Below are 25,735 nucleotides of genomic sequence, written 5' to 3'. Positions count from 1 at the left end.
AATGCCGCGAGGAGCGGCGCGCAACGCGGCAGGATCGATCAAACGGGAATGGAAAGCGGAGCGCGGAGGCACGGCGCCGGGCAAGCGGCCTGGCCGCCTCCCCGATGCCGCACGCGTGCGCCTACTCGCCGAACAGCGTGCCGAGCGTTTCGGCGGCGTGGCTGTCGATGGTGTTGTAGGTGACGGTGGTCGCCTCGAAGATATACAGCGTGGTGTACTTGCCGAGCCGTTCCAGGATCTCGTCCTGCAACGATTCCGGCACGATGTTCATGTTCAGATACCACGCGGTGGACGACAGCCGCGCCTGGAACGCGCCGTATTCCTGCATCAGCGTATAGAACGCATCGGCGTCCTGATCGCGGCATACGATAACCAGATTTCCTGCCATTCAGCCCTCCTGCTTGTGACGTTCGATCTTGCGAAGCAAACCCGATCATACCTGCTTCGCCGCGCGCGCTCGGAAGCGGTGCGCCGAACCGCCGGCGTGAAGCCTGTTGCTTCCTTGCCCGAGCGGGTTTCCCCGCGTCCCGTATCACGGCATAATTCGGCCTGCATCGCACCCGACACGTTGCAACCCGCTTGCAGCTTCTTTCAGTCAGCTCGCATTCCAGCCGATTTGCATGAGGTTCGCCCGCCGTTGCCGGGCGATGTGCGCACATTGCGTGCCACGTGCTTGTGCCTGTCATTCGGTGTGGTGTAGTGTCTGCCGTCGTTGCGTCCGGCCCGTGGGGAGTGCCGCACGGCGCCGGCACGAGGTGGTGTGCGGGCGGGGCAGCGGTAGCCCACGCCCGGCTTGTCGGTCATAAAGAATCGCCGCACTTGCGCGCCGGCCCGGCCGGGCACGCATGATGGCCTCATATTTCGCTCAGCACGGCCATGCCGGGGAGGGTGCCTGATGGATTTTGGTTTCAATCCGAACCGGATCGCGAACGCGAATGCCTCGGCGTGGCGCGTGCTGCCGAATCGCTGGGATTTCATCGCGTTCCCGCTGATCCTCTGCGTCATTGCGATGGCGGCCGTCGGGTTCCATGAAACGATGGCGCCGATCGGCACGCTGACCACCCAGAAAATCTCGCTCGACCCGGCGAACCTGCCCGAATACGCGTTGCGCACCACGCTGCGCATGCTGGCGGCGATGGTCGCCTCGCTGGTCTTCACGCTTGTCTACGGCACGCTGGCGGCCAAGAGCCGCCGTGCCGGCATGGTGCTGGTGCCGATCCTCGACATCCTGCAATCGGTGCCGGTGCTCGGCTATATCTCGTTTACGGTCACGTTCTTCCTGGCGCTGGTGCCGAGCCGCGTGGCCGGCGCCGAGCTGGCCGCGATCTTCGCGATCTTCACGAGCCAGGCCTGGAACATGACGTTCAGCTTCTACCAGTCGTTGCGCACGGTGCCGCGCGACCTGGACGAAGTCTCGCGCAGCTTTCACCTGACCACCTGGCAGCGCTTCTGGAAGCTCGAGGTGCCGTTCTCGATGCCGGGCCTGGTCTGGAACATGATGATGTCGATGTCGGGCGGCTGGTTCTTCGTGGTGGCCTCCGAGGCGATCACGGTCGGCAACCACACCATCACGCTGCCGGGCGTCGGCTCGTACCTGGCGCAGGCGATCACCGAGAAGAACATGGCCGCGATCGGCTGGGTGATCCTGTCGATGACGGTGGTGATCCTCGCCTACGATCAATTCCTGTTCCGCCCGCTGGTGGCCTGGGCCGACAAGTTCCGCATGGAGAACACCAGCTCGGGCGACGCGCCCGAATCCTGGCTGCTCGACCTGGTGCGCCGCACCCGCCTGATTCACCAGTTGCTGGTGCCGGCCGGCTGGCTGCTGGCCCGCACGGCGCGCATTCCGTTCCGGCTGCCGTCGTTCGACGCCTCGCGTTTCGCGCTGCCGCGCGTCGAGCGCCGCGCTTCGCGCGCGGCCGACATCGGCTGGTCGATCCTGGTGCTGATCGGCACCGCCTACGTGATCTGGCGCGTGGTGTCGTTCGTGGCGACCGGCGTGACCTGGGGCGAAGTCGGCCACGTGTTCCTGCTCGGCCTCGCCACGCTGCTGCGCGTGGTGCTGCTGATCGCGGTGGCCTCGGTGATCTGGGTGCCGATCGGCGTCTGGATCGGCCTGCGCCCGGCGCTGGCCGAGAAGGTCCAGCCGATCGCGCAATTCCTCGCCGCGTTCCCGGCCAACCTGCTGTTCCCGGTGTTCGTGATCGTCATCGCGCGCTTCCACCTGAACCCGGACATCTGGCTGTCGCCGCTGATCGTGCTCGGCACCCAGTGGTATATCCTTTTCAACGTGATTGCCGGGGCGATGTCCTACCCGAACGACTATCGCGAGGCCGCCGCCAATTTCCGCATTCGCGGCTGGCAATGGTGGCGCCAGGCGATCCTGCCCGGCATCTTCCCGTATTACGTGACCGGCGCGATCACCGCCTCGGGCGGCGCGTGGAACGCGAGCATCGTCTCCGAGCTGGTGCAGTGGGGCGACACGAAGATCCAGGCGCACGGGCTGGGCGCGTACATCTCGCAAATGACCGCCGCGGGCGACTACCCGAAGATCATCATGGGCATCACGGTCATGTCCCTGTTCGTGACCCTGTTTAACCGCCTGTTGTGGCGTCCGCTGTACGCCTATGCCGAAGCCAAGCTGCGGCTCGACTGAGACTCATTGAGAGCGAAACGCGATGCAAAATCCGAATGCTGCCCCGACGCCGCCCGTGCCGCCGCGCCTCGGCGACGAGATCCTGAACGTCAAGGACGTCAGCCGGGGCTTCAACAAGAGCCAGGGCGAGCTGCTGGTGCTCGACGGCGCGAACCTGTCGCTGCGCGAAGGCGAGATCGTCGGCCTGCTGGGCCGTTCGGGCTCGGGCAAATCCACTTTGTTGCGCATCATCGCCGGCCTGATCGAGCCGACCGGCGGTGAGGTCACCTATCTCGGCAAGCCGCTGGACGGCCCGGCCGAGGGCGTGGCGATGGTGTTCCAGACCTTCGCGCTGTTTCCGTGGCTCACCGTGCTGCAAAACGTGGAAGCGGGCCTCGAAGCGCTCGGCGTGGGCGCGCGCGATCGCCGCGAGCGCGCGCTGGCGGCGATCGATCTGATCGGTCTGGACGGCTTCGAGAACGCCTACCCGCGCGAGCTGTCGGGCGGGATGCGTCAGCGCGTGGGCTTTGCGCGCGCGCTGGTGGTCGATCCGACCATCCTGCTGATGGACGAGCCGTTCTCGGCGCTCGACGTGCTGACGGCCGAAACGCTGCGCACCGACCTGCTCGATCTGTGGACCCAGGGACGCATGCCGATCAAGTCGGTGCTGATCGTCACGCACAACATCGAGGAAGCGGTGTTCATGTGCGACCGCATCCTGGTGCTGTCGTCGAACCCGGGCCGCGTGATCGCCGAGATCAAGGTGCCGTTCAAGCACCCGCGCAACCGCCTGGACCCGGCGTTCCGCAAGCTGGTGGACGACATCTACGCGAAGATGACGGCGCGCCAGACCGGCGAGGCCACCAAGAAGGGACTGGAGGCCAACAGCTGGCTGCCGCGCGTGTCGACCAACCTGATGGCCGGCCTGATCGAGACGCTGGCCGCCGCGCCGTACCACGGCCGTGCCGACATGCCCGAAATCGCGCGCTCGCTGCATCTGGAGGTGGACGACCTGTTCCCGATCGCCGAAGTGCTGCAGCACCTCGGCTTCGCCGACGTGCGCGAGGGCGACGTGTTCCTGACGCCGCCGGCGCGCGTGTTCGCCGAGTTCGGCACGCAGGAGCGCAAGATGATGTTCGCCGATCACCTGCTGCGCCACGTGCCGCTCGCGGCGCGGATCAAGAAGGTGCTCAACGAGCGTCCGGGCCATCGCGCGCCGCGCGTGCGCTTCGAGCAGGAGCTGGAGGATTTCCTGTCCGACAGCGCGGCCGAGGAGACGCTCGATGCGGTGATCGACTGGGGCCGTTACGGCGAGATCTTCTCGTACAACGACCAGACCGAGATCTTCAGCCTCGAGGACGTGGAGTCCTGATCGGCGTGGTTGCCGGATGGTGAGTGGTGCGCGATGCGCGCGAGGTCTTGCGACCCGCGCGCATTTGCTTTTCCACGATCGCTGATTGCAGCCGTTGAGCGGCCACTTACTGCAACGCGCCCCAGCGCGTGACGGCCGGCTCGGCCGAGGCCCAGGCCCAGGTGCCGCCTTGCGGCGTTTCGCAGGCGCTGGCGAGATACCAGTCGGCGTGCTCGCCGTCCTTCACCGAGAACGCGAATTCCTTGCAGAGCGCGAGCGACGTGGAGAACGCACGCGTCACGCGCACTTCGCCCTCGCCGTTGTCGATCGGCAGGCGGTTCTTGACCTTCCACGGCGCGACCTGACCGACCGCGAGGCCGCCCGCGGTGGTGGCGATCACGGCTTGCTGGTTGGCGTGGAAACGCTTCATGGTGCGGTTCACGGCTTCGTCGGTGGCGGCCTGCACGGCGATGCCGACGCCGATCCCGATTGCCGGGTTGGCCGTGACCAGCCCGGTGGCCGCCCCGGCCAGCGCGCCGCTGGCCGCGCCGGCCGAGCCGCAGCCGGGCAGCGTGGCGATGGCTGCCGCCAGCGCGCAAGCCACCGCCGCGGTGCGCAGCGGGATCATTGCAGCGCTCCCCAGCGCCCGGTGGCCGGTTCGGCCGAAGCCCATTTCCATTTCGGACCGTCACGGCAGATCGTCGCGACGTAGAACGCGCTGCTCGGCTCCGGCGCGGGGGCGGCGGCCGGCACGGCGGCGCCCGATGCGGCGGCGCCCGCTTGCGCCGTTTTCGGCTCGCGCGGGGGATCGGTGTCCACCGAGAACACGATTTCCTTGCAGTCGAGCGGGCCGACGCTGATCAGGCGGCTGACGGTCACGCGGCCGTGTTCGTCTTCCTCGATCGGCACCGAGTGGTTGGTGGACCAGCGTGCCACGCCGCCCACGTCGATCGGGCCGGCTGCGTTGGCGATCTGGTCTTGCGAATAGGCGTGGGCCACGCGCTGGGTGTACTGCACGCCGGCGCGCGCGGCGGCCACCGCGCCGAGGCCGATGCCGGAGGCGACGGCGGCGTTGTTGGTGACCTTGCTGGCGATGGCGGCGCCGGCGATACCGGCGCCGGTGGTGGCGCCTTCGCTATATAGGGAGCTGCAGCCGGAAAGCAGCGTGGAGGCCAGCGCGGCGCCTACGAGTGCGACAAGCGAGAGGCGCGCGGCGCGACGGGCCGGCTGCCCGGGCATGGCGATGCGTGAATTCATGCTGGATGCGGTCCTGTCTGGAATGCGCCGCGCCCGCAGGTGGCGCGGCACCGGCCGCCATTGTCTTGCAAGTATCCGACCCGGATTGCAAAAGATGGACAAACGTTTGCGATTCGGCAAAAGCGGGCAAAACCGATCGCGGCGCCGGTCGGCGCATAGTGTCTTACAAATCGCGCGGTGAGGGTCGAGTCGTTACAAATTGAAGGTAATTGTTACCTCCGCATGGATCGGGCCAGCCTACACTGGGTTTTCACTGACTGTTCAACGGCGACACGCCCTACAGCTCGATGAGACACCCTGCCATGCGCCGAACCCGGCGCCTTTCCCGCCCCGATCACGACGACGGCTTGCGCCGCGCCGAGGTTCCGGCCAGCCAGCCCGCTCCGGCGTCGTCGGACACGACGCCCGAAGCCTCCGGCGGCCCGGCGGACGGCGAACACAACCAAGGTGGGGCGCGTCCCGAAGGGCTCGACTATCAGCGCGATCTCGGCTCCGAACAGGACGCCTGAACGATCGACGCGCGTCGCGCCCGGCATTTCGTCCATTCGAATCTCCATCCCGTCGCGCCAGGCATGCCGCGTGCTGCGACGGAAGGAATCGGTGCGTCCGTGCACCGCTTCATTCAAGTACAGGGGGCAGGCCATATGAGCAGATTGATCGTGGTTTCGAATCGCGTGGCGGCAGGTCAGGATGCACGTCCGTCGGCGGGTGGTCTCGCCGTGGGCGTGCTCGACGCGCTCCGGCAGTCGGGCGGCATCTGGTTCGGCTGGAACGGCGAGATCGTGGGCGAGGCCGGCGAGCCGGTGATCGAGCGCGAAGGCAACGTGACCTATGCGACGGTGGGCCTGTCGCGGCGCGACTACGACCAGTACTACCGCGGTTTCTCGAACGCCACGCTGTGGCCGGTGTTCCATTACCGGATGGATCTCGCGCGCTTCGATCGGCAGGAGTACGAAGGTTATCTGCGCGTGAATCAGACGCTCGCCAAGCAGCTCGTCGCGCTGATCGAGCCGGACGACATCATCTGGGTGCACGACTACCACCTGCTGCCGTTCGCGCATGCGCTGCGCGCGCTCGGCGTGAAGAACCCGATCGGCTTCTTCCTCCACATCCCGTTCCCCGCCCCCGAGGTGCTGCGCACGGTGCCGCCGCACGACGAGCTGGTGCGCTTCATGAGCGCCTACGACGTGGTGGGTTTCCAGACCGAATCGGACAAGCAGTCGTTCGTCGATTACCTGGAGCGGCGCGGCATCGGCACGGCGGCCGACGACGGCATGCTCCACGTGCACAACCGTGTGGTGAAGGTGGGCGCCTATCCGATCGGCGTGTATCCGGATGCGATCGCCGAGGCGGCCGTGCAGCATGCGCAGCGCAAGCCGGTGGCCGCGCTGCGCGATGCGATCCGCGACCGCAAGCTGGTGATGAGCGTGGATCGGCTCGATTATTCGAAGGGGCTGGTGGAGCGCTTCCAGGCGTTCGAGCGGATGCTGACCAACGCGTCGGGCTGGCAGGGCCGCGTGTCGTTCGTGCAGGTTGCGCCGCCCACGCGCTCGGACGTGCAGACCTACCAGCGGATCCGGCAGGCGCTCGAACGCGAGGCCGGCCGCATCAACGGCCGCTTCGCGCAGCTCGACTGGACGCCGATCCAGTATCTGAACCGCAAGTACGAACGCAATCTGCTGATGGCGCTGTTCCGCCACGCGCACGTCGGCTACGTCACGCCGTTGCGCGACGGCATGAACCTGGTCGCCAAGGAATACGTGGCCTCGCAGAATCCCGACGATCCGGGCGTGCTGGTGCTGTCGGAATTCGCCGGCGCGGCGGCCGAACTGCCGGCCGCGTTGATCGTCAATCCGTCGGATCTGTCGCAGATGTCGGATGCGCTGGAGCGTGCACTGTCGATGCCGCTCGGCGAGCGCCGCGAGCGTCACGGCAGCAACTTCGCCGCGCTCAAGCGCAACGATCTCGGCGTGTGGCGCGATTCGTTCCTGACCGACCTGCGCAGCGTCGCCACGGCCGCTTCGGTCACGCGCCGCGTCGGCCGGCGCGTGGACGCCTGAGGCGCGGGCCGGCAGCAAGCCGGTGCGCTCCGGCATGCATCCCTTCCACGGCGGCGCTTCGGCGCCGCCGTTTTTCGTTGAAGTGACGAGTGGCCGCCGTTCAGCCCGCGTGCGCGGGCGGTTTGGCGCCGAGCCGCAGCAGGCTCACGCAGGCCGCCACGGCCGCGAACGCGGCGGCCGCATATAGCGCGAGGGTCGGGCCGCGCGCCGGCACGATGTCGAAGATCAGCGCGACGATCGCCGCGCCGAGCGTCTGCCCGGTGAGCCGCGCGGTGCCGAGCATGCCGCTCGCGCCGCCGCTGCGATGGCGCGGCGCGGACGACAGGATGGTGCGGTTGTTCGGCGCCTGGAACAGCCCGAAGCCCGCGCCGCACAGCGCCATCCGCCAGACGATGTCGAACGGCGCCGGATGCGCGCCGAGCATGGCGAGCGCGAGCAGCCCGGCCGCGAACAGCCCGAGCCCGATGCCGCCGAGCATGCCGGCCGAATAGCGGTCGGACAGCACGCCCGCCAGCGGCGCGACCACCATGATCACGAGCGGCCACGGCGTCATGTAGAGGCCGGTTTCCACCTGCGACAGCCCGAGCGTGTGCTGCAGCCAGAACGGCAGCGCGACGAACGCCAGCATCTGCGAGGTGAACGACGCCACCGAGGTGCTGATCGACAGCGCGAAGATCGGAATGCGCAGCAGGTCGACCGGCAGCAGCGGCGCGGGCTGGTTCAACTGCCGCCGCACGAACACGTAGCCCAGCACCACCGCGCCGATGCCGCTCGCGATCACCATCGCGTGATTCTGGCTGTGGCCGAGCCCGTCGACGGTCATGATCACGAGGCCGAACACGCACGCGTTGAGCAGTGCGCTGAGGTAGTCGTAGGGCGCGTCGTGGCCGCGATCGGGCGGCAGCGCGCGCAGGCCGACCGCGACGGCCGCGATGCCGATCGGCACGTTGATCGCGAACAGCCAGGGCCACGCGGCCACCGCCAGCACGGCGGAGGCGACTGTCGGCCCGACCGCCGAGGACAGCGCCACCACCATCGCGTTGAGCGCGATGCCGCGGCCGAGCAGCCGGGACGGGTAGGTCATGCGCACCAGCGCGGTGTTGACGCTCATGATGCCGGCCGCGCCGAAGCCCTGGATCACGCGCATCGCCGCGAGCGAGGTGAGCGAATCGGACAGCGCGCAGCCGAGCGACGACACGGTAAACAACGCCAGGCCGCCCAGATAGACGCGCCGGTAGCCGATCCGGTCGCCGAGCGCGGCCAGCGGCAGCAGCGAGATGGTGACCGCGAGCTGGTAGGCGTTGACGATCCAGATCGAGGCGGCGTCGGAGGCGCGCAGGTCGTGGGCGATGGTGGGTAACGCGACATTGGCGATCGCGCCGTCGAGCACGGCCAGCGTGATGCCGAGCGCGATGCAGGCGATTGCCCAGTAGCGCTGCGGAAGGGGGAGGCCGTTATCGTCGGCGTTCATGGGCGGGCGAGGGTGCGGGCGGCGTTGCCGTGAGGCGTGGCGCCGCTCGATCGGGTTGCGGACGCAACCGGTTGGGAACGCGGCGGCGCGCCGGGCGCCACCGCCGAGGCGCTGCGCTTACTTCAGGGCGTACAGGCCCGTGTAGCTGGCCGACGCGACCTGGTTCAGATGGATCATGAAGCGCGCCACGGCGTTGGTGGTGTCCGGCGTGATCGGCAGGCTGTCGACCTTCAGCGCGTGCACGGTGAAGATGTAGCGATGCGCGGCGTCGCCACGCGGCGGCGCGGCGCCGCCGAAGCCTTCGTCGCCGTAGTCGTTGCGCACCTGCACCGTGCCGGCCGGCAGCGTGGTGCTGCCCGCCGCGCCCGCGTTTTCCGGCAGCGCCGTGGTGCCGACCGGAAGGTTGACGGCCACCCAGTGCCAGAAGCCGCTGCCGGTGGGCGCATCGGGATCGTAGACGGTGATCGCGAGGCTTTTCGCCTCGGCCGGCACGCCTTCCCAGGTCAGCGCGGGCGACGTATTGCCGCCGTCGACGCCGAAGCCGGCGTGGTTGTACTCCTGCGCTTTCGGCATCAAGCCGCCTTCGGGAAATGCGTGGGTCCGCAGCCGGAATTCAGCCATTGAAGCCTCCAGGATTCGTGGGTTCGACGAAACGGGCGCGTCGCCGAAACGGCCGTGGCTGGCACCGTGGCGCCGACGCGAACCGGGCGAGTGTATCACCGGCTTCCGGGGCGCGACGCCAGGCGGGGGCCGTGCCGCGCGCGCCGTTCAGGCCTCGAAATCGAGGCCGCCGAGCAGCACGGCGGGTTCGGTCTGGGTACGCGATCCGAAGTCGAGACCGCGTGCGCTTTGCCATCCCGGCAGCTTCTTCGCGAGCGCGTCGAGGTAGCGCGCAAAGCGCGTGCCGTCGTGATCGTCGATGACGAGCCGGTCGATTTCCTCGGAATCCCAGGTCAGCGTCAGATGCAGCGCGTGCGGATAGCCGCGCACGTGTTCGGGCGTGGTGCTGGTGACGTCGATATGGGTGGGATGGCCGTGGCCGCCGTAGGGGCGCACGTCGGCGCGGATATGCGGGCCGAGCAGCGCGGTAATGCGCTCGGCGATGCGGGGGGCGAACTCGGCGTCGAACCGGTGCGCGATATCGAGGTCCATGGCGGCGTCTCCGCAGAGTCGTTCTGGTGTCTCGAAAATCCTAGCATGCGGTTTGTGGGGCGGCTTACGGTTGTTTTCGTGACGCTTTACAGCCGTAATCGGGCGTTACCACTTGCTGCACCTGTTACGGAGGACTCGTCCCACAATGGGTTTCATCACGTACCACCTTGAGTGGAGAGCAACATGATCAACAAGAAAATTGTCGCGGTGCTGGTAACGGCCGGTGCGCTTGCGGTGGCAGGGCCGGCTTCGGCTCATGGACGCTGGCACGGCGGCGGGGGCGGTGGTGCCGTGATCGGCGCGCTGATCGGCGGGGCCGTGCTGGGTGCGATCGTGTCGTCGGCCGTGGCGCCGGCACCGGTGTACGCAGCCCCGGCTTATGCGCAACCGGTTTATGCCCAACCGGCTTATCAGCCGGCGCAGTACCAGCCGGTTTATGCCGGCCCGCCCCCGGGCGCCTGCTTCGACCGCTATCGCAACGCCTACGTGCCTTGCGGTCCGCAGCCGGCGCCGGGCTACTATCAGCAGCCGGGCTGGTAAGCGCGGCAGGACGCCGGCAGGCGTCCGGAATCGACAACGCCCGCCCGGGAGATCCGGGCGGGCGTTGTCGTTTGATGCGATGGCGTGACGATGGTGTTCGCGGATACAACTGGTTGCAATCCGGGGCGTGAATGACGCCCCGAAGCGCGATCAGCGGCCGTGCCCGCCACCGCCGCCGCCGTGACCGCCACCTCCTCGGCCACCGCCGCCGCCACCTTGCCAGTGGCCGCCACCACCGCCCCGGCCGCCATGCCAGCCGCCACCACCGCCGTGCCAGCCGCCACGATCACGCCAACCGTGGCCCCAGCCGCCGCGATCCCAGCCCCCGCCGCCCCCGCCCCATACGTTCACCGTGCCGTAGACGGGCGCGTAGGCCGGTTGGCCGTAGGCATAGCCGTTCGAATAATAGGGATCGGCGTAGCCGTCGTAATAGCCGCCAGGCGCGGCGACGCAGCCTGCCAGGGCGGCTGCGATCCCGAGCGTTCCGAGCAGTCTCAGCATGATGGGGTTCTCCAAAGGTGCTGACTGTAAGAAAGGGCAGGGCGTGCATGGTTCGCGGCGAATTGTGTCAGGAGATTACAATCGCTTGACTCTCGCCGCGCGCGCCGCCACGGCGTGGCGTGCCGGCGTGAATCCTTTCGGCACCCGCCGCTCGATCAGGAGATCCTCATGCATCGTCCGAACCGGCTGTTCGCAGCCGCCGCTTTCGCCGTTTCCCTGTGCGCGTCCAGCGCCGCCATCGCCCAAACCGGCACGCCCGCGCCGGCGCCCGTCACGGTTCCCGCCAACCCCGTCGCAGCGGTGCCGCCGACGGCCGCCAACGTCGAGCTGACGTCGTTTCCGGCCCCGCAACCGGGCCTCCAGCGCTCGGTGATCGTGCTGCCGGCGTTGCCGCTCGAAGAGGACGTGCGTGTGCAAGTGATCGTCGGCAAGACGCTGCCGGCCGATTGCAACGTCCGCAGCTTTTCGGCGCGGCTGCAGCACGACACGGTGCCCGGCACCGGCTATCCGCTGTATCGCGTGACCGATGTCGGGCCGGTGGTGTCGACCATGATGGCGTGTCCGCCGTCGGCCGCGCCGCAAACGGCGTTCGTGATCGGCCGCGGCGACGGCTTCCTGTTGCGCTACGACAGCCGTTTGCCGGTGGTGGTGTATGCGCCGGTGGGCTACGAGGTTCGCTACCGGCTCTGGCAAGGCTCGAACGAAGTGGGCCGCGCGGCGGTGCGCTGAACGCGGCCCGGCCTGCTCAATGCAGCGAGCAGGCCAGCCAATCGCGGATGCGGATCGCGTCGGCGAGATGATCACGCGGGCCGGGGGCGTCGAGCAGCACCATGTCCACCGGCCGGCCGTTGATCCGATAGCGCATCACCACGCAATGCCCGGCTTCGTTGATGAAGCCGGTTTTCTGCAGCGTGATGCGGCGGTCGCCGCCGCGCACCAGCGCGTTCGAATTCACATAGCGCAACTGGCCGTGGCCCGGCCGCACGATCTGGCCGCGATCGGTCGAGAACGTGCGGATCGGCGTGTAGTGGTCGGCGGCCGCCACCAATTTCGCGAGATCGCTGGCAGTCGAGACGTTGTGCGGCGACAGCCCGGTCGGGCTCACGAAATGCGAATGGCTCATGCCGAGCGCGCGCGCCTTGCGGTTCATCGCGGTGAGGAACGCCGGGCGGCCGCCCGGATAGTCGCGCGAGAGCGCCGCGGCGGCGCGGTTCTCCGACGACATCAGCGCGATATGCAGCATGTCGCGGCGCGACAGCACCGAGCCGACCTTCAGCCGCGAGCCGGTGAATTTGATCGTGTCGCGGTCCGCCGCGGTGACGCGGATTTTCTTCGCCAGCGGCGCCTGATGGTCGAGCCAGACCACGGCCGTCATCAGTTTGGATACCGAGGCAATCGGCCGGATCTGCTGGGCGTTGCGCTCCAGCAGCACGGTGCCGGTGCGTTCGTCCACCACGTAGATCGAGCGCGAGCGCAGCAGGCGCCGGGTGGCCGGCGAGTAGCCGCAGCCAGCCAGCAGTTGCGGCTTCGCGAAGTGGCCGATCGGATCGGCGCTTTGCTCGGCGACGGGTGCCTCGCCGCGCTCGATACCGGCCGCGCCGGCGCGCGCCGCATGGCGCACCGGAGGATGCAGCGGATGCCGGGGCTTGCGCTTCGCGTGCGTGCCTCGCGCGGCGCGCTTGCGATGCACGCGCTCGTGCGATGCCACGCCGTGCTTGGGCACCGCACGGCGGCGCGGTTTGCGGTGCACGACGGGATGACGGCGCGACTTGAGCGCCGTCGCATGATGGCCGTGCCTGACGGGCCGCGCGACGCAGCGTGTGCCGTGCGCGACGTGATGGGCGGCGCAGTGGCGTGCGGTGGTGGCCGAAGCCGGGCCGGACACCGCGGACAGCAGCGCCGTGGCGAACGTCATCAGGACCAGGGCGAGAAGGCGTCGCGCGGAAGGCGGGCGACGCAGCAGGGAAGCAAGCAGTTGGCAGATCATGCGGATGACGGCAATTGGACGGACGCGGCCCGGGCTGGCCGGCGTCGCGCATAGGACAGGCGCATGACGGAAAGATTCGCGCGCCGCGTCGAATGCGGCGCGGCGTCAACGGGTGTCAGTCCCAGAAACTGCGGATCGCGACCGCGACGATCACCGGCACCGAGAACACCAGCGGGATCGCGAAATAGGGCGCTTCGCGATCGACCACATAGCTGTAGATCACCCAGCCCGCGCCGGCCGCGAACGTGATCAGGCCGGCAATCACGGCGATGATGTTCTGCGTCCGGATGGACGGGCGGCGCTTGGGTTGGTCGGAATCGGTGGGCATCGTCGGCAGCGGAAACAAGGGCGGCACGCACGTGGTGAGCGCCGGCCGCGCGAGGCGCGACGGCGCCATGATCGCAGCAAAGCGGCGCGCCATGCAAGACGCGGGCTGGGCGCGCGGGGGCGCGATCAGTCGTTGGCGATGTCGGGCGATTCGACGCCGGCCGCGCCTTCGAGCAGGCGGCGGGTGGCTTTGTAGGAATGCAGCATCTGGTCGGGCCACGGCGATTGCAGCATCACGGCCTCGTGATTCTCGAAGGCCGACGACAGCAGTTGCGCGAGCTGCGGCGAGCGCAGGTGGCGCAGCAGCACCGACAGCGCGATCGCGGTGGCCTGGCTGGCGCCGGCCGTTTGCAGTTCGGCGGCGGTCAGCGCGGAGATTTGTTCGTTGATGTTCATGAAGGCGCCTTTCGTGTGACGTGGGCCGCGCCGGGCGCGGCAAAGGCGGGATTTTCGCACGAGCGCGGCGCGGAGATGGGCGGGGATGCCGGCCGCCGCAGGAAACGCATGGCAGGGAAGCCATCGCGGGGAAGTCATCGCAGGGAAGTCATATCAACCATTGTGTTTCGAGGGAGCCAATCGCAGTGAGACGTTCGAACCATCTGTTTCTCGTCGTCGGGGCCGTGCTGGCGATCGTGGCCGCCGGCTTTACCTGGCGCACGGTCGATTACCGGCTGTCGTCCACCGTCGTGACCGGCACGGTGGTGCGGCTGCTGGCCGGCGGCCATCATCCCGAGGTGGCTTTCGACGCGCCCGACGGCACGCATCACACGCACCCGATCGGCACCTGGCGCTCGCTGGAGCCCGGCCAGCGCGTGCCGGTTCGGCTGCGTGCCGCGACGCCCGAGGCGAGCGCATCGATCGATGACGAGGTGGATATCTGGTGTGTGTCGGTGTTCCTGTGCGTGCTGGCGGCGGCGTTTCTGTGGAGCGGCATTCGGGGCGCACCCACGCGCGGGCGTTACGGCTGAAAAACCTCGGCAAGCGAGGTTCATGCACAGGCGCGGCACGCCGGATGCCTGTGCATAAGCGCCGTCGGGCGGCCCGTTTCGCATATCGGTCGCCGGCTTCGCCAAGTCGCGCGCGCAGCGCGGCCGTTCGGGTGTAAATGAGCGGCTTCCTTCCGACACAGGCCGCCATCATGGTGACGACAAACCTTCGCAACCTGACGAACGCGCCGGTCGATACCGCGCGCACCGACCCGCGGCAGCCCGCGCCCGGGCAGCGGCAGGACCACGGCGACAACACGCGCCGCGTCTCGATGGGCCACCTGTCGAACATGCCGCCCAGCTTCGCGGCCCAGCAGCGCGCGGCGGGCGGGCGCCCGCGCAACCGCACGGCGTCGGGGGCCGATGCCTCGCCGCACTCGGCTCATGTCGCCGCCCATCACCCGCTCGCGCCGCAGCATCACGCGATGCAATTCATCGCGCAGCACGCACCATCGCTGCCCGGTTCGGCCGAGCTGGCGGAGCAGTACGACATCTCCGCGCTCGGGCCGATGACCGATACCGAAATGATCGGCATGACGGGGCATGCGGCGCTGCATGCCGCGGCGCCGCCCGGCGTCGATCCGGACGTGCATCGCGTGCAGCAGGAGATGGTCCAGCACATGACGCGCAAGATCGGCCAGGTTCAGGACGAGATGGTCAAGAACCTGGAAAAGGCGAAGGTCAAGGACGACGACGAAGACGACTGACGCCGGGCGCGCCACGTCACGGCGCACTCAGCCCGATGCCCCGATCCGCTGCGCGATGAACGCCAGGAAGCTGCGGATCTTCGGCACGGTGTGGCGGCTCGGCGAGCAGAACGCCCAGGCGTCGCCGTAATAGTTCGTCTTGAACACCCAGTCGGGCAGCACGCGCGCGACGCGGCCGTCCTGCAGCGCCGCCGCCGCCACGAAATGCGGCACCCCGCCGATGCCGATATCGGCCAGCACCGCCTCCAGCCGCACGCCCGAATGATTGGCGACGTAGCGGCCGCGCACGTCGATAGCCACCGTCGTTCCCTGTTTCTCGAAGCGCCAGCGCGTGTCGACCGGATCCTCGCTGAGCGTCACGCAACTGTGCGCGGCCAGCTCGCGCGGATGCGCGGGCGCGCCGTGCCGCGCCAGATAGGCCGGCGTCGCGCACACCACATGCTCGATGCGCAGCAGCTTGCGGCCGACCAGGCCGGGCGGCGGATCGTCGGTGATCCGGAACACGATGTCGACCTGATCGGCGGCGGGGTCGAGCGGGCCGTCGTCGAGCTTCAGCACCACGTCCACCGAGGGGTGCGCGGCGAGGAAATCGGGGATGTTGGGATGGATCAGGAAGCGTCCGAGCGCGCGCGGGGCACTGATGCGCAGCGTGCCGGCCGGTTCGGCCGAGCGCCGTTCGGCCAGCGACATCACCGATTTGGCGGCCGCCACCAGCTCGGTGGCATGGCGCAGCGCTTCCATGCCTTCGTCGCTGAGGCGCAGCCGGCGCGTGGTGCGCACGATCAGCCGCGTGCCGAGCGCGCGCTCCAGCCGGGCGATCGAACGGCTGACCGCCGACGGCGTCGAGCCGAGCCGGCGCGCGGCCTCGGAGAAGCTGCCGGCCTCCGCGACCTTGACGAGGGTCGCCATCTCGACCATCAACGGCGGAATCTGATTTGTGCTCACGGGGAACAGGTCCTTGCTCGGTCGCGCGTATTATCGGCCGCCGGGGGGCTGCGTACAATCGGCGCACCGTCCCGCCAATCGTTGCCCGTTCGATGAAAAAACCGCTTCTGATCGTGATCGCCGGCGAAACCTTCGCCTCGATCCGTGCCGCCCACGATGATTTCGCCGACTGGATCGAGGCCGGCCTCGTGTCCGACCCGGACGCGGGCCTGCCGGTCGAGCGGTTCGACGCGCGCAGCGCCGAGGCCTTACCCGACCCGCGCGGTTTCGCCGGGATCGTCGTGACCGGTTCGCATGCGATGGTGACGGCGCGCGAGGCCTGGAGCGAGCGGCTCGGGCGCTGGCTGGCCGAATCCGCCGAATCCGCCGACGGCCCGGCGATGCTCGGCATCTGCTACGGCCATCAATTGCTCGGGCAGGCGCTCGGCGGCGAGGTGGGCGACCGCCGCGACGGGCGGTTCGAGATCGGCACGGTGTCGATCTCGAAGACGGCCGACGCGGCGGCGGACCCGCTGTTCGGCGCGCTGCCCGCCCGTTTCGACGCGCAGGTCGTGCATTACCAGTCCGTTCATCGTCTGCCTGCGGGCGCGCGCTTGCTGGCCGCGAGCGAGGCCGATCCGTGCCAGGCGTTTCGCTACGGCGCGCGCACCTGGGGCGTGCAGTTTCATCCGGAGTTTCCGCAGGCGGCGATCGAGGCGTATCTCGCGATCCTGCGCGCGCAGCCGGGCGAGCATGGCGCGGACGCGGTGCCGCCGAACGTGAGCGTGCGGACCACGCCGGTCGCGTTCGGCCTGCTCGGGCGTTTTGCGCGTTTGTGCGCGGGCTGTTGAAGCGCGGGCTGTTTTAAGGCCTGCTATCACGGCCTGCTATCACGGCCTGCTTCGCGGCCTGCTTCGCGGCCTGCTTCGCGGCCTGCTTCACGGCCTGCTTCACGGCCGCCCCCGCCTGCCTCAGTCGTCCTGTACTGCGCACTCCACCGTCACTTCGCCGCGCTGCTCGAAGCGCGCGAGCAGCGCGGCCTCGGCCTGCGCGTCGGTGACGAGCGTCCAGTTGCGATCGAGCGGCGTCCAGTGCTGCTGGCTTGCGCGTTCGAGCTTGTTCGACGTGACCAGCACCAGCACCTGCGCGGCCTGCGCGGCGATGCATTCCTTCAGATAGGCCTGCTCGGCCGACGCCTCGCACAGGCCGCGCCCGGCCACCACGCCATCCGCGCCCAGGAACGCCTTGTCGAAACTGATGCGCGACAGCGCCAACTGCGCGATCGGCCCGAGCGTGCTCATGCTGGACGGACGCACGTCGCCGCCGAGCAGCGTCACGCGCACCTCGGCCATCGCCAGCGTCGTGACGGCCAGCAGGTTGTTGGTGACCACGTGGATGTCGCGCCGCCCCGACAGCCAGCGCGCGAGCGCGGCGGTGGTGGTGCCGCCATCGAGAAAGATCGTGTCGCCGTCCTGCACGTGCCGCGCGGCCGCGCGCGCGATCGCTTCCTTCTGTTCGCGAAAGCTCGCGCGCCGGGTGTCGAGCGATTCCTCCGGCTCGTGCATGCCGACCGACGCCGCGCCGCCGTAGGTCCGCACGATGCGCCGCTCGTCGGCGAGCGCGCGCAGGTCGCGCCGCACGGTCGCCTCGGACATGCCGAAATGCTCGCAGAGCGCGGCGACGTCGTTCATGCCGGACAGCACGGCCTTGAGCATCGCCTCGCGGCGTTTCTCGACTTTCATGAAGTTCCTGTGCAGTGTTTCGATGGTTGCTGGAGACGAGGCTCGCCAGTGTAGCGGACGCCCCGCGCCCGGCGGCTGCCCGGCGCGCTCCGATCGAATGACCGATATTTTGATCGATTCGCTCAATATGGAGCGACTTTTTGCACCAATCGATCAGGGTAATCCCGTGGGAACGAGCAATTGCCCAAACCCGACGTTGTCGCTACACTCCGTTTTGATCGAATCGGTCAAAGTGTGACCGATTCAAACAGAAACTGCCTGGGGAGACACGGATGGCTCAGATTCACATCAAGCGCGCCATCGAGCGCGTACCGGGCGGGATGATGATCGTCCCGCTGCTGATCGGCTCGTTGATCGCGACGTTCCTGCCGACCATGCCGAAATTCTTCGGCTCGTTCACCAACGCGCTGTTCACCGGCTCGCTGCCGATCCTCGCCGTGTTCTACGTATGCATGGGCGCGAGCATCGACGTGAAGGCCACGCCCTACCTGCTGAAGAAGGGCGGGGCGCTGTTCGTGACCAAGGTCGGCGCGGCGATCGTGACGGGCATCGTGCTGGGCCATTTCCTCGGCGAGCAGCCGGTGTCGTCGGGCCTGTTCGCGGGCATCTCGACGCTGGCCGTGGTGGCCGCGATGAACGACACCAACGGCGGCCTCTACATGGCGCTGATGGGCCAGTACGGCCGCTCGGAGGATGTCGGCGCGTACACCATCATGTCGCTCGAATCCGGCCCGTTCCTGACCATGGTCACGCTCGGCGTGGCCGGTTTGTCGGCGTTCCCGTGGCCCACGCTGGTCGGCAGCATCCTGCCGCTCGCGCTCGGCATGCTGCTTGGCAATCTCGACCGCGAAATGCGCGCGTTCCTGAGCCGCGCGGTGCCGGTCATGATCCCGTTCTTCGCGCTGGCGCTCGGCGCCGGCCTCGATCTGCACAAGGTCTGGCAGGCCGGCCTGCTCGGCATCCTGCTCGGCGTCGCGGTGGTGATCGTGACGGGCGTGCCGCTCTACATCGCCGATCGCCTGACGGGCGGCACCGGCGTGGCCGGCGTGGCGGCGGCCAATACCGCGGGCAATGCGGCGGCGGTGCCGGCGCTGATCGCGGCGGCCAACCCCGTGTACACCGAAGCGGCCAAGTCGGCCACGCTGCTGGTGGCGGCCTGCGTGGTGGTGACCGCGATCGCCTCGCCGATCCTCACCGCCGCGGTGGCCAAGCGCGTCAACGCCAAGGGCGGCGCGCGAGCCGGCAACCCGGTGCGAGAGGGCGCGTGATGAGCACGTCCGGTCTGCTGATTGTTGCCGACGACCTGTCGGGCGCCGCCGATTGCGCGATCGCGTTCGCGGCGGCCGGGCGGCGCACCGTGGTGTCGCTCGACGCGAGCGTGCCGGTGCGGCCGGCGGCGGTGGTGGCGGTCGATACCGACACGCGCCGCCTGACGCCCGCCGAAGCGGCGCAGCGCGCGGCGGATGCCTGGCAGGCGTTGCAGGCGCCGGGCCGTCGGCTCTACAAGAAAATCGATTCGACCTTGCGCGGCAACTGGGCGGCCGAAGTGGCGGCGCTCGCTGCGCTGGCCGGCCCGGCCATCGTCGCGCCCGCGTTTCCGGCCACCGGCCGCACCGTGCGCGACGGCCGCGTGATGGTGCGCGGCGTGCCGCTCGAGGAAACCGAAACCTGGCAACTGGACAACGCCGGCCAGGACGCCGCGCTGCGCGCGATGCTGGAATCGGCCGGCCTGCGCGTCGAGCATGTCGCGCTCGAAACGCTGCGCGCCGCGCCGCAACGGATCGCCGAACTGCTCGCTGAAATGGCGCAGGGCGGCGCGAGCGCGATCGTCGTCGATGCCGAAACCGGCGAGGACCTGGCCGCGATCGCGCGCGTCACGGCCGCGATCGACGCGCCGTTCTTCTGGGTCGGCTCGGGCGGCTTGTCGCGCGAGCTCGCCGATCTGCCCGACCTGTTCGCGGCGCAACGGGAATCCGCAGCCGAACCGGTGGCGCAAACGCCGGCCGATGCCGCCGTGGCCGGCCCGCTGCTGGCGCTGGTCGGCAGCCTGTCGGCGATCTCCGAGCGTCAGTGCGTGCTGCTGCGCACCGAGGCCGGCATCGCCGAATTCATCGTGCCGCCGGCCGTGTTGCGCGAGGGCAGCGGCCACGCGCAATGGCGCGCGTGGCACGACCGCATCGGCGCGTGCCTGCGCGGCCAGCAGGACGCCATCGTGCGCATCGGCCGCGACGATGCGTTCGACCCGGCCGAAGGCTCGCACCTGTCGAACGCGCTCGCCGCGCTCGTCGCGCCGTATGTCGACGGCCTCGGCGGCCTGATCGTGACCGGCGGCGAGACCGCCCGCGCGATGCTGGCCGCCGCGCGAATCGGCGGCCTCGAACTGGCCTGCGAGATCGAGGCGGGTGTTGCGCTCGGCCGCCCGGCCGACGGCCTCGGCCCGCGCGTCGTCACCAAGGCCGGCGCGTTCGGCACCGAACACGCGCTGCTCGGCGCCTGGCGGCACCTGCGCGGCGAGCAGATGCCCACGGCGCGCCGCAGCGCCTGAACCCCACGAATCCACCCTGAACGAAACACATCATGAGCAACTATCTTCCTGTAATTGGCATCACGATGGGCGACGCGAGCGGCGTGGGCCCCGAGGTCGTCGTCAAGAGCCTCGTGCACGACACCGTCTACCAGCAATGCCGCCCGCTCGTGATCGGCGATGCGCGCCGGCTGGAGCGCGCGATCGAGATCACCGGGGTGCAGGCCACCGTGCGTCGCATCGAGGGCGCCGCGCAGGCGCGCTACGAGCGCGGCACGATCGACTGCATCGACCTCGAACTGATTCCCGCCGACCTGCCGTTCGGCCAGCTCTCGCCGGTGGCGGGCGATGCGGCCTATCGCTACATCGCGCGCGCCGTCGAGCTGGCGCAGGCCAACCAGATCGACGCGATCTGCACCGCGCCGCTGAACAAGGAAGCGCTGCATGCCGGCGGCCACAAGTTCCCGGGCCACACCGAAATGCTGGCGCACCTGACGGGCGTCGAGGAAGTGTCGATGATGCTGGTCGCGCCGCAACTGCGCGTGATCCACGTCACGACCCACATCGGCATCATCGACGCGATCCGCAAGATCGAGCCGGGCCTCGTGCAACGCACGATCGAGCGCGGCAACGCCACGCTGATCAAGGCCGGCATTGCAAAGCCGCGCATCGGCGTGTGCGGCATCAATCCGCATGCGGGCGAGAACGGCCTGTTCGGCTATGGCGAAGAAGAGGAGAAGATCATCCCGGCCGTGACGCTACTGCAGGAACGCGGCCTCGACGTGACCGGCCCGCTGCCCGCCGACACGCTGTTCTACCGCGCCGGCCGTGGCGATTTCGACCTGGTGGTGGCGATGTATCACGATCAGGGTCACGGCCCGGTCAAGGTGCTCGGCCTCGAAGCCGGCGTCAACGTGACGGTCGGGCTGGACGTGGTGCGCACCTCGGTGGACCACGGCACCGCGTTCGACATCGCCGGCAAGGGCATCGCCGACGAAGGCAGCATGCTCGAAGCGCTGCGCCAGGGCGCCGAACTGGCGACGCGCCGCACCTGAAAGCGGCGCGCTGCGCGCCGCCCGGGCCGGCTCGCGACTCCCCTGCGCGTGCCGGCCGATGACGAAGCGGGCCGCTTCCCCCGGCGGCCCGCGTGGTCATGGGGAGGCGCGTCGCCTATCGCGTGACGCGTCGAGGTGTGGCTTCTTCCTTCCTTTCCGGCGCTCTGCCGGATGTTTCGGCGGCTGGCGGCCCCGAGTCGGCCCAAGCCTGCGCAGCGATTTGCTGCGTGGCGGCCCGTGTTTTTCCTTCGATCCCGTCATCCTGCGCACGCCCGCATCGTGCCGGGGCGGTTGCCGCGCGCGGCGGCCGGCTCCGGCGCGTCATGCCGCGTAAGGTAGAATCGCACGCTGTTTTTCGACCCGGCGGAATCGGGCAGCCGGGCACGGATTCGATGCGGCGGCGATGCCGGGCCGCCGTCGCCCCAACGGGGGCACGATGCCCTGAATGACAAGGCCGGCGCCGACCGGCCTTGCGGAAAGAATGATGACCACGACAACCATGCTGGACGGCCGGGCCGAGGGGCAGTTGCCCGCGGGCCGGGCGGCGGGCGAACCGCAAGCCGATGCACGATCCGCCCCGACGAACGCCGGGGCCGCCGCACCAACGGTTGCCATCCTCGTGCCCTGCTACAACGAAGCCGTGACGATCGCGGCCGTGGTGGCCGATTTCCAGCGCACCGTGCCGGGCGCGACCGTCTACGTGTTCGACAACAACTCGACCGACGGCACCGCCGGGGTGGCCCGCGGTGCCGGCGCCGTGGTGAGCGGCGTGCGCGATCAGGGCAAGGGCAGCGTGATCCGCCGCATGTTCGCCGATATCGAGGCCGACGTGTACGTGCTCGTCGACGGCGACGACACCTACGACGCCACCGCCGCCCAGGCGCTGATCGACGGCGTGCTGATCGACGGGCGCGACATGGTGGTCGGCACGCGCCGCACCGACGAGCAGGCGGCCTACCGCGCCGGCCATCGCTTCGGCAACTGGATGCTGACCTCGTGCGCGGCCTGGCTGTTCGGGCGGACCTTCACCGACATGCTGTCCGGCTATCGCGCGTTCTCGCGCCGCTTCGTCAAATCGTTCCCGGCGCACGCCAGCGGTTTCGAGATCGAGACCGAACTGACCGTGCATACGCTCGAGTTGCGCATGCCGGTGGCCGAGATCGATACCGTCTATCGCTCGCGGCCGGAAGGCTCGGAGAGCAAGCTCAACACCTATCGCGACGGCTTCCGGATTCTGCTGACGATCCTGCGTCTGCTCAAGGCCGAGAAGCCGCTGGCGTTCTTCTCCGTGGGCGCGCTGCTGTGCGGGTTGCTGTCCGTCGGGCTGGCGCTGCCGCTGCTCGATACGTATTTGAAGACGGGGCTCGTGCCGCGCCTGCCCACCGCCGTGCTGTCGGTGGCGATCATGCTGGCCGGGGCGATGTTCCTGACCTGCGGCATCGTGCTCGACACCGTCACGCGCGGCCGCAGCGAGACCAAGCGCTTCGCCTACCTGGCCGAGCCCGGGCCGCTGCATCTGCGCTCGCGCCGCTGAGATGCGCCGTCAGCTGTTCCGCTTCCTGATCGCGGGCGCGCTCGGCTTTGCCGTCGACGCGTCGGTGCTCTGGCTCGCACTCGCCGCCGGGCAGGGCTATTTCGTCGGGCGCGCGCTGTCGTTCCTCGCGGCGGTCTGGACCACCTGGCAGATCAACCGCCGCTACACGTTCCGCCAATCCGACGCGCCACGCGGCTCGGCCTGGCGCGAATGGTGGCAATACCTGTTGGCCATGTCGCTCGGCGGCGCGGTGAACTACGCCGCCTACAGCGCCGTCGTGCTGAACTTCCCGGCCACGCGCTGGCTGCCGTTCGCCGGCGTCGCGGTCGGCTCGATCGCCGGGATGGCCGTGAACTTCGCCAGCGCCAAGTGGTGGGTGTTCCGGCGTTCGGCGCGGCCGTAAATTCCGGATTCCTCGATGTCCGTCTCCCGATCCTTCTCGTCCCGTTCTCATCCGCCGAGCCTGCCGCTCGCCTCGCGTATCGCGATCGTGCTGGTGCCGCTGCTGTTCGGCTGCTATTCGCTGTGGCTCGGCGCCGATTCGAACTGGGATCTGCACAACTATCACCTGTACGCCGCGTTCGCCTTCCTGCACGGCAAGCTGACCACCGACCTCGGCGCCGCGAGTTTTCAGGGCTATTTCAATCCCTTGCTGGACGTGCTGTTCTACTGGCTGAACACGCATTGGCCGCCGCGTCTGGTGGGTTTCCTGATCGGCGCGTTTCACGGGCTGATGTTCGTGCTGCTGCTCGACATCGCGCGCCGCCTGCTGGCCGGGCTGCCCGGCGCCGATCGTCAGCGCGTGCCGTTCTGGCTGGCGCTGGCCGGCTGCCTGACCGCGAATTTCCTGTCCGTGCTCGGCAATACGATGGGCGACAGCACTACCGCCGTCGTCTGCCTGGCCGGCGTCGCGCTGCTGGTGGCGCATTGGGATGCACTCGGGCGCTTCAGCGTGCGGGGCTTCGCCGTGTTGCTGGCCGGCGGCCTGCTGATCGGGCTGGCGGCGGGGCTCAAGCTGACCAACGCGGTGTTCGCCGTGGCCGGTTGCGGCGCGCTGCTCGCGGCGATGCCGGGCAACCTGCTGGTGCGCCTGCGCGTGGGCTTCGTGTTCGGCATCGGCGTGCTGGCGGGATTTGCCGCGACCGGCGGCTACTGGATGCTGCGGATGTGGCACACGTTCGGGAATCCTTTGTTTCCGCAGTTCAGCGCCGTGTTTCCGAATCCGCTGGTCAAGCCGCTGTCGATCAGCGATACGCGCTGGATGCCGCACGGCATCGTGGAGACGGTGCTGTGGCCTTTCGTCATTTCGCTCGATGCGCATCGCGGCGGCGAGGCCGGGTTGCGGCAGATCATCTGGGCGATCGTCTATGTGCTCGGGCTGATCTGGGCGGCGCGTGCCGTGTCCGCGAGGCTGGCGGCGCGCGGCGGCGAACGCATGGACCCGCGCGCGGCGTTCGTGATCGCGTATCTCGCGTTCGGCTTCGTGCTGTGGATGAAGCTGTTCGGCATCTATCGCTATATCGTGCCGATCGAGGTGCTCGCGCCGCTCGTCGCGTTCCTCGTGCTCACGCAACTGACGACCCATGCCCGCGCCCGGCGCTGGGCGAAGTGGCTGCTCGGGATCGCCACGGCGATCGTGGTGGCCGGCGGCGCGCCGACCTGGGGGCACAACGGCTGGGCCGATCCGCTCTATCACGCCGAGGTGCCGCCGCTCGACCAGCCGGCGCGTACCACCGTGCTGCTCGTGAACGCGGAGCAGCCGCGTGCCTGGCTCTCCACCTTGTTTCCGCCGGCGGTGGCGTTTGTCGGCGTGGATGTCGGATTCCCCGAGGGCGCGGGCTACATGCCGCGCGTGCACGAGATCGCCGACAGCCGCAAGGGGCCGGTGTACGCGCTGCTCGGGGGGGCCTACAACGGGCGGGCCGATACCGTCGCGCAACTCGATGCCACGCTCGGCAAGCTCGGCCTGACGCATGGCGAGCGCGGCTGCGCGATGCTGACGTCGCTGGTCAGGCGCGTGCGCCTGCATGCGGCGGTGCTGCCGGTTGCCGGGACGGACGGCCCGGCGCGTTGCACGATCGGCTTGCGCGCCGACGATGTGAGGGATATCGACGCCGAGAATCGCGCGATCGTCACGCGAATGGATGCCGTGCTGCACGCCCGCGGGTTCGCGATCGTGCCGGGCAGTTGCGCGGCGTATTCGGCGGGGATCGGGGCGGGGAAGGATCCGTATCAGTTCTGCCGGGTCGAGGTGTTGCGGCGCTGATGTTGCGCGTTGCGACGAACCGTCTCGATCGGGCGATGATTGCCGGCCCGATCGCGATGGCGGGCGCATCCGGAATGCATGTTGTCGTTTTCGAGAATGGAATCGAACGTGTGGGGGTCGGCTATCCCTTACACTTTCGCAAAATCACGCGTGAGAGCGCAGGGGTGGTTACCGATGAGCAAGTTCATTGCCGCACTGGCGTTCGCCGCCGAGAGACACCGACACCAGCGTCGCAAGGACGTCGATGCCTCGCCCTACATCAATCATCCGATCGCGTTGGCCAACGTGCTGGCCAACGAGGCCGGCATCGACGACGAGCCGGTGCTGACCGCCGCGATCCTGCACGACGTGATTGAGGACACCGCTACCACGGAGCAGGAGCTGGTGCAGTTGTTCGGCCAGATCGTGGCCGATATCGTGCGCGACGTGACCGACGACAAATCGCTGCCGAAAGAAGAGCGCAAGCGCCTTCAGGTCGAGCATGCCGCGCACATCAGCCGGCGCGCGAAGCTCGTCAAGCTCGCCGACAAGATCTGCAACCTGCGCGACATCGCCGAGAACCCGCCGGCCGACTGGCCCGAGCAACGCAAGCGCGAGTATTTCGATTGGGCGAAGGAGGTGGCCGACCAGGTGCGCGGCGTGCATCCGACGCTGGAGAGGTTGTTCGACGAGGCTTATGCGAGGCGGCCGGAGGCGTGAGGTAGGACGTGCCGCCT

At 68.9% G+C, this 25,735-nt stretch carries 28 protein-coding genes; 16 read left to right on the top strand and 12 right to left on the bottom strand.

Features of this window, described 5'->3' with window-relative positions:
• Nucleotides 1-121: 121 nt before the first annotated feature.
• Nucleotides 122-388 carry a hypothetical protein gene (locus tag AB4850_RS28535; RefSeq protein WP_414442775.1) on the bottom strand — a complete coding sequence of 89 codons (267 nt, stop codon included), beginning with the start codon at nt 386-388 and terminating at the stop codon, nt 122-124.
• Between the two features lie 507 nt (nt 389-895).
• Here AB4850_RS28535 and AB4850_RS28530 point away from each other — a divergent pair.
• Entirely contained in the window at nt 896-2,656 is a 1,761-nt protein-coding gene (locus AB4850_RS28530) for an ABC transporter permease (protein WP_414442774.1), read from the top strand.
• 22 nt (nt 2,657-2,678) lie between these two features.
• Complete coding sequence (locus AB4850_RS28525; RefSeq protein ID WP_414442773.1) at nt 2,679-4,007, top strand: AAA-associated domain-containing protein; 1,329 nt, start codon at nt 2,679-2,681, stop codon at nt 4,005-4,007.
• A 106-nt stretch (nt 4,008-4,113) separates the two neighbouring features.
• Here the strand turns inward: AB4850_RS28525 and AB4850_RS28520 are convergent, their stop codons facing one another.
• Both AB4850_RS28520 and AB4850_RS28515 read right to left on the bottom strand, forming a co-directional pair.
• A complete protein-coding gene (locus tag AB4850_RS28520) occupies nt 4,114-4,614 on the bottom strand; it encodes a hypothetical protein (RefSeq protein ID WP_414442772.1) in 501 nt (166 codons plus the stop codon).
• Entirely contained in the window at nt 4,611-5,243 is a 633-nt protein-coding gene (locus AB4850_RS28515; protein ID WP_414442771.1) for a hypothetical protein, read from the bottom strand. Before AB4850_RS28515 ends, AB4850_RS28520 begins: the two co-directional genes overlap by 4 nt.
• A 287-nt stretch (nt 5,244-5,530) precedes the next feature.
• On the opposite strand from AB4850_RS28515, the gene AB4850_RS28510 reads away from it, so the two are divergent.
• On the top strand, nt 5,531-5,752 hold the full coding sequence (locus AB4850_RS28510; protein WP_414442770.1) for a hypothetical protein: 222 nt from the start codon (nt 5,531-5,533) through the stop codon (nt 5,750-5,752).
• A gap of 135 nt (nt 5,753-5,887) precedes the next feature.
• Nucleotides 5,888-7,303 carry an alpha,alpha-trehalose-phosphate synthase (UDP-forming) gene (gene otsA / locus AB4850_RS28505; protein ID WP_414442769.1) on the top strand — a complete coding sequence of 472 codons (1,416 nt, stop codon included), beginning with the start codon at nt 5,888-5,890 and terminating at the stop codon, nt 7,301-7,303.
• Between the two features lie 100 nt (nt 7,304-7,403).
• Here the strand turns inward: otsA and AB4850_RS28500 are convergent, their stop codons facing one another.
• The 3 genes from AB4850_RS28500 to AB4850_RS28490 all read right to left on the bottom strand — a co-directional run bounded on the left by AB4850_RS28500 (nt 7,404) and on the right by AB4850_RS28490 (nt 9,926).
• Nucleotides 7,404-8,774 carry an MFS transporter gene (locus AB4850_RS28500; protein ID WP_414442768.1) on the bottom strand — a complete coding sequence of 457 codons (1,371 nt, stop codon included), beginning with the start codon at nt 8,772-8,774 and terminating at the stop codon, nt 7,404-7,406.
• Between the two features lie 117 nt (nt 8,775-8,891).
• Nucleotides 8,892-9,395 (bottom strand): YbhB/YbcL family Raf kinase inhibitor-like protein, encoded by a 504-nt coding sequence (locus AB4850_RS28495; protein ID WP_414442767.1) that lies wholly within the window; start codon nt 9,393-9,395, stop codon nt 8,892-8,894.
• A 147-nt stretch (nt 9,396-9,542) separates the two neighbouring features.
• Complete coding sequence (locus AB4850_RS28490) at nt 9,543-9,926, bottom strand: DUF5594 family protein (RefSeq protein WP_414442766.1); 384 nt, start codon at nt 9,924-9,926, stop codon at nt 9,543-9,545.
• Between the two features lie 183 nt (nt 9,927-10,109).
• Between AB4850_RS28490 and AB4850_RS28485 the strand changes: the two genes are divergently transcribed.
• Entirely contained in the window at nt 10,110-10,466 is a 357-nt protein-coding gene (locus AB4850_RS28485) for an ecotin precursor (RefSeq protein WP_414442765.1), read from the top strand.
• Between the two features lie 150 nt (nt 10,467-10,616).
• On the opposite strand, the gene AB4850_RS28480 is transcribed toward AB4850_RS28485, so the two are convergent.
• Nucleotides 10,617-10,967, bottom strand: coding sequence for a hypothetical protein (locus tag AB4850_RS28480; protein ID WP_414442764.1), 351 nt, complete (start codon nt 10,965-10,967; stop codon nt 10,617-10,619).
• Nucleotides 10,968-11,135: 168 nt separating this feature from the next.
• Between AB4850_RS28480 and AB4850_RS28475 the strand changes: the two genes are divergently transcribed.
• Entirely contained in the window at nt 11,136-11,696 is a 561-nt protein-coding gene (locus AB4850_RS28475; RefSeq protein ID WP_414442763.1) for an ecotin family protein, read from the top strand.
• Between the two features lie 16 nt (nt 11,697-11,712).
• Here AB4850_RS28475 and AB4850_RS28470 read toward each other — a convergent pair whose 3' ends face one another.
• The 3 genes from AB4850_RS28470 to AB4850_RS28460 form a co-directional block, all read right to left on the bottom strand.
• The gene (locus tag AB4850_RS28470; protein ID WP_414442762.1) at nt 11,713-12,954 is read right to left on the bottom strand and encodes a serine hydrolase; all 1,242 of its coding nucleotides are present in this window, start codon (nt 12,952-12,954) and stop codon (nt 11,713-11,715) included.
• 115 nt (nt 12,955-13,069) lie between these two features.
• Nucleotides 13,070-13,282, bottom strand: a complete 213-nt coding sequence (locus tag AB4850_RS28465) for a hypothetical protein (protein WP_414445638.1) — start codon at nt 13,280-13,282, stop codon at nt 13,070-13,072.
• Between the two features lie 125 nt (nt 13,283-13,407).
• Nucleotides 13,408-13,677, bottom strand: coding sequence for a hypothetical protein (locus AB4850_RS28460; protein WP_414442761.1), 270 nt, complete (start codon nt 13,675-13,677; stop codon nt 13,408-13,410).
• A gap of 185 nt (nt 13,678-13,862) precedes the next feature.
• Between AB4850_RS28460 and AB4850_RS28455 the strand changes: the two genes are divergently transcribed.
• Together AB4850_RS28455 and AB4850_RS28450 are read left to right on the top strand one after the other, a co-directional pair.
• Entirely contained in the window at nt 13,863-14,249 is a 387-nt protein-coding gene (locus AB4850_RS28455) for a DUF3592 domain-containing protein (protein ID WP_414442760.1), read from the top strand.
• A 170-nt stretch (nt 14,250-14,419) separates the two neighbouring features.
• The gene (locus tag AB4850_RS28450) at nt 14,420-14,974 is read left to right on the top strand and encodes a hypothetical protein (protein WP_414442759.1); all 555 of its coding nucleotides are present in this window, start codon (nt 14,420-14,422) and stop codon (nt 14,972-14,974) included.
• A 27-nt stretch (nt 14,975-15,001) separates the two neighbouring features.
• Here AB4850_RS28450 and AB4850_RS28445 read toward each other — a convergent pair whose 3' ends face one another.
• On the bottom strand, nt 15,002-15,919 hold the full coding sequence (locus AB4850_RS28445; protein WP_414442758.1) for a LysR family transcriptional regulator: 918 nt from the start codon (nt 15,917-15,919) through the stop codon (nt 15,002-15,004).
• A gap of 92 nt (nt 15,920-16,011) precedes the next feature.
• On the opposite strand from AB4850_RS28445, the gene AB4850_RS28440 reads away from it, so the two are divergent.
• Entirely contained in the window at nt 16,012-16,749 is a 738-nt protein-coding gene (locus tag AB4850_RS28440; RefSeq protein WP_414442757.1) for a glutamine amidotransferase, read from the top strand.
• A 120-nt stretch (nt 16,750-16,869) separates the two neighbouring features.
• Here AB4850_RS28440 and AB4850_RS28435 read toward each other — a convergent pair whose 3' ends face one another.
• Entirely contained in the window at nt 16,870-17,640 is a 771-nt protein-coding gene (locus AB4850_RS28435; protein ID WP_414442756.1) for a DeoR/GlpR family DNA-binding transcription regulator, read from the bottom strand.
• A 272-nt stretch (nt 17,641-17,912) separates the two neighbouring features.
• Between AB4850_RS28435 and AB4850_RS28430 the strand changes: the two genes are divergently transcribed.
• The 7 genes from AB4850_RS28430 (at nt 17,913) to AB4850_RS28400 (ending at nt 25,718) form a co-directional block, all read left to right on the top strand.
• The gene (locus tag AB4850_RS28430; RefSeq protein ID WP_414442755.1) at nt 17,913-18,908 is read left to right on the top strand and encodes a 2-keto-3-deoxygluconate permease; all 996 of its coding nucleotides are present in this window, start codon (nt 17,913-17,915) and stop codon (nt 18,906-18,908) included.
• A complete protein-coding gene (locus AB4850_RS28425) occupies nt 18,908-20,185 on the top strand; it encodes a four-carbon acid sugar kinase family protein (RefSeq protein WP_414442754.1) in 1,278 nt (425 codons plus the stop codon). The genes AB4850_RS28430 and AB4850_RS28425 overlap by 1 nt, the downstream gene beginning before the upstream one ends.
• 32 nt (nt 20,186-20,217) lie before the next feature.
• The gene (gene pdxA / locus AB4850_RS28420) at nt 20,218-21,219 is read left to right on the top strand and encodes a 4-hydroxythreonine-4-phosphate dehydrogenase PdxA (protein ID WP_414442753.1); all 1,002 of its coding nucleotides are present in this window, start codon (nt 20,218-20,220) and stop codon (nt 21,217-21,219) included.
• A gap of 484 nt (nt 21,220-21,703) precedes the next feature.
• Nucleotides 21,704-22,753 (top strand): glycosyltransferase, encoded by a 1,050-nt coding sequence (locus tag AB4850_RS28415; RefSeq protein WP_414442752.1) that lies wholly within the window; start codon nt 21,704-21,706, stop codon nt 22,751-22,753.
• Nucleotide 22,754: 1 nt separating this feature from the next.
• Nucleotides 22,755-23,156 carry a GtrA family protein gene (locus AB4850_RS28410; RefSeq protein ID WP_414442751.1) on the top strand — a complete coding sequence of 134 codons (402 nt, stop codon included), beginning with the start codon at nt 22,755-22,757 and terminating at the stop codon, nt 23,154-23,156.
• Nucleotides 23,157-23,171: 15 nt separating this feature from the next.
• The gene (locus tag AB4850_RS28405; protein ID WP_414442750.1) at nt 23,172-25,019 is read left to right on the top strand and encodes a hypothetical protein; all 1,848 of its coding nucleotides are present in this window, start codon (nt 23,172-23,174) and stop codon (nt 25,017-25,019) included.
• A gap of 174 nt (nt 25,020-25,193) precedes the next feature.
• Nucleotides 25,194-25,718: an HD domain-containing protein gene (locus AB4850_RS28400; protein ID WP_414442749.1), complete on the top strand. Its 525-nt coding sequence runs from the start codon at nt 25,194-25,196 to the stop codon at nt 25,716-25,718.
• The last annotated feature ends 17 nt before the right edge of the window (nt 25,719-25,735 follow it).

It is taken from the genome of Burkholderia sp. 22PA0106, from assembly GCF_047497155.1.
Taxonomy (GTDB): Bacteria; Pseudomonadota; Gammaproteobacteria; order Burkholderiales; family Burkholderiaceae; genus Burkholderia.
Note: the sequence above shows the minus strand (reverse complement) of the source record. Positions and strands in the feature narration are given on the sequence as shown.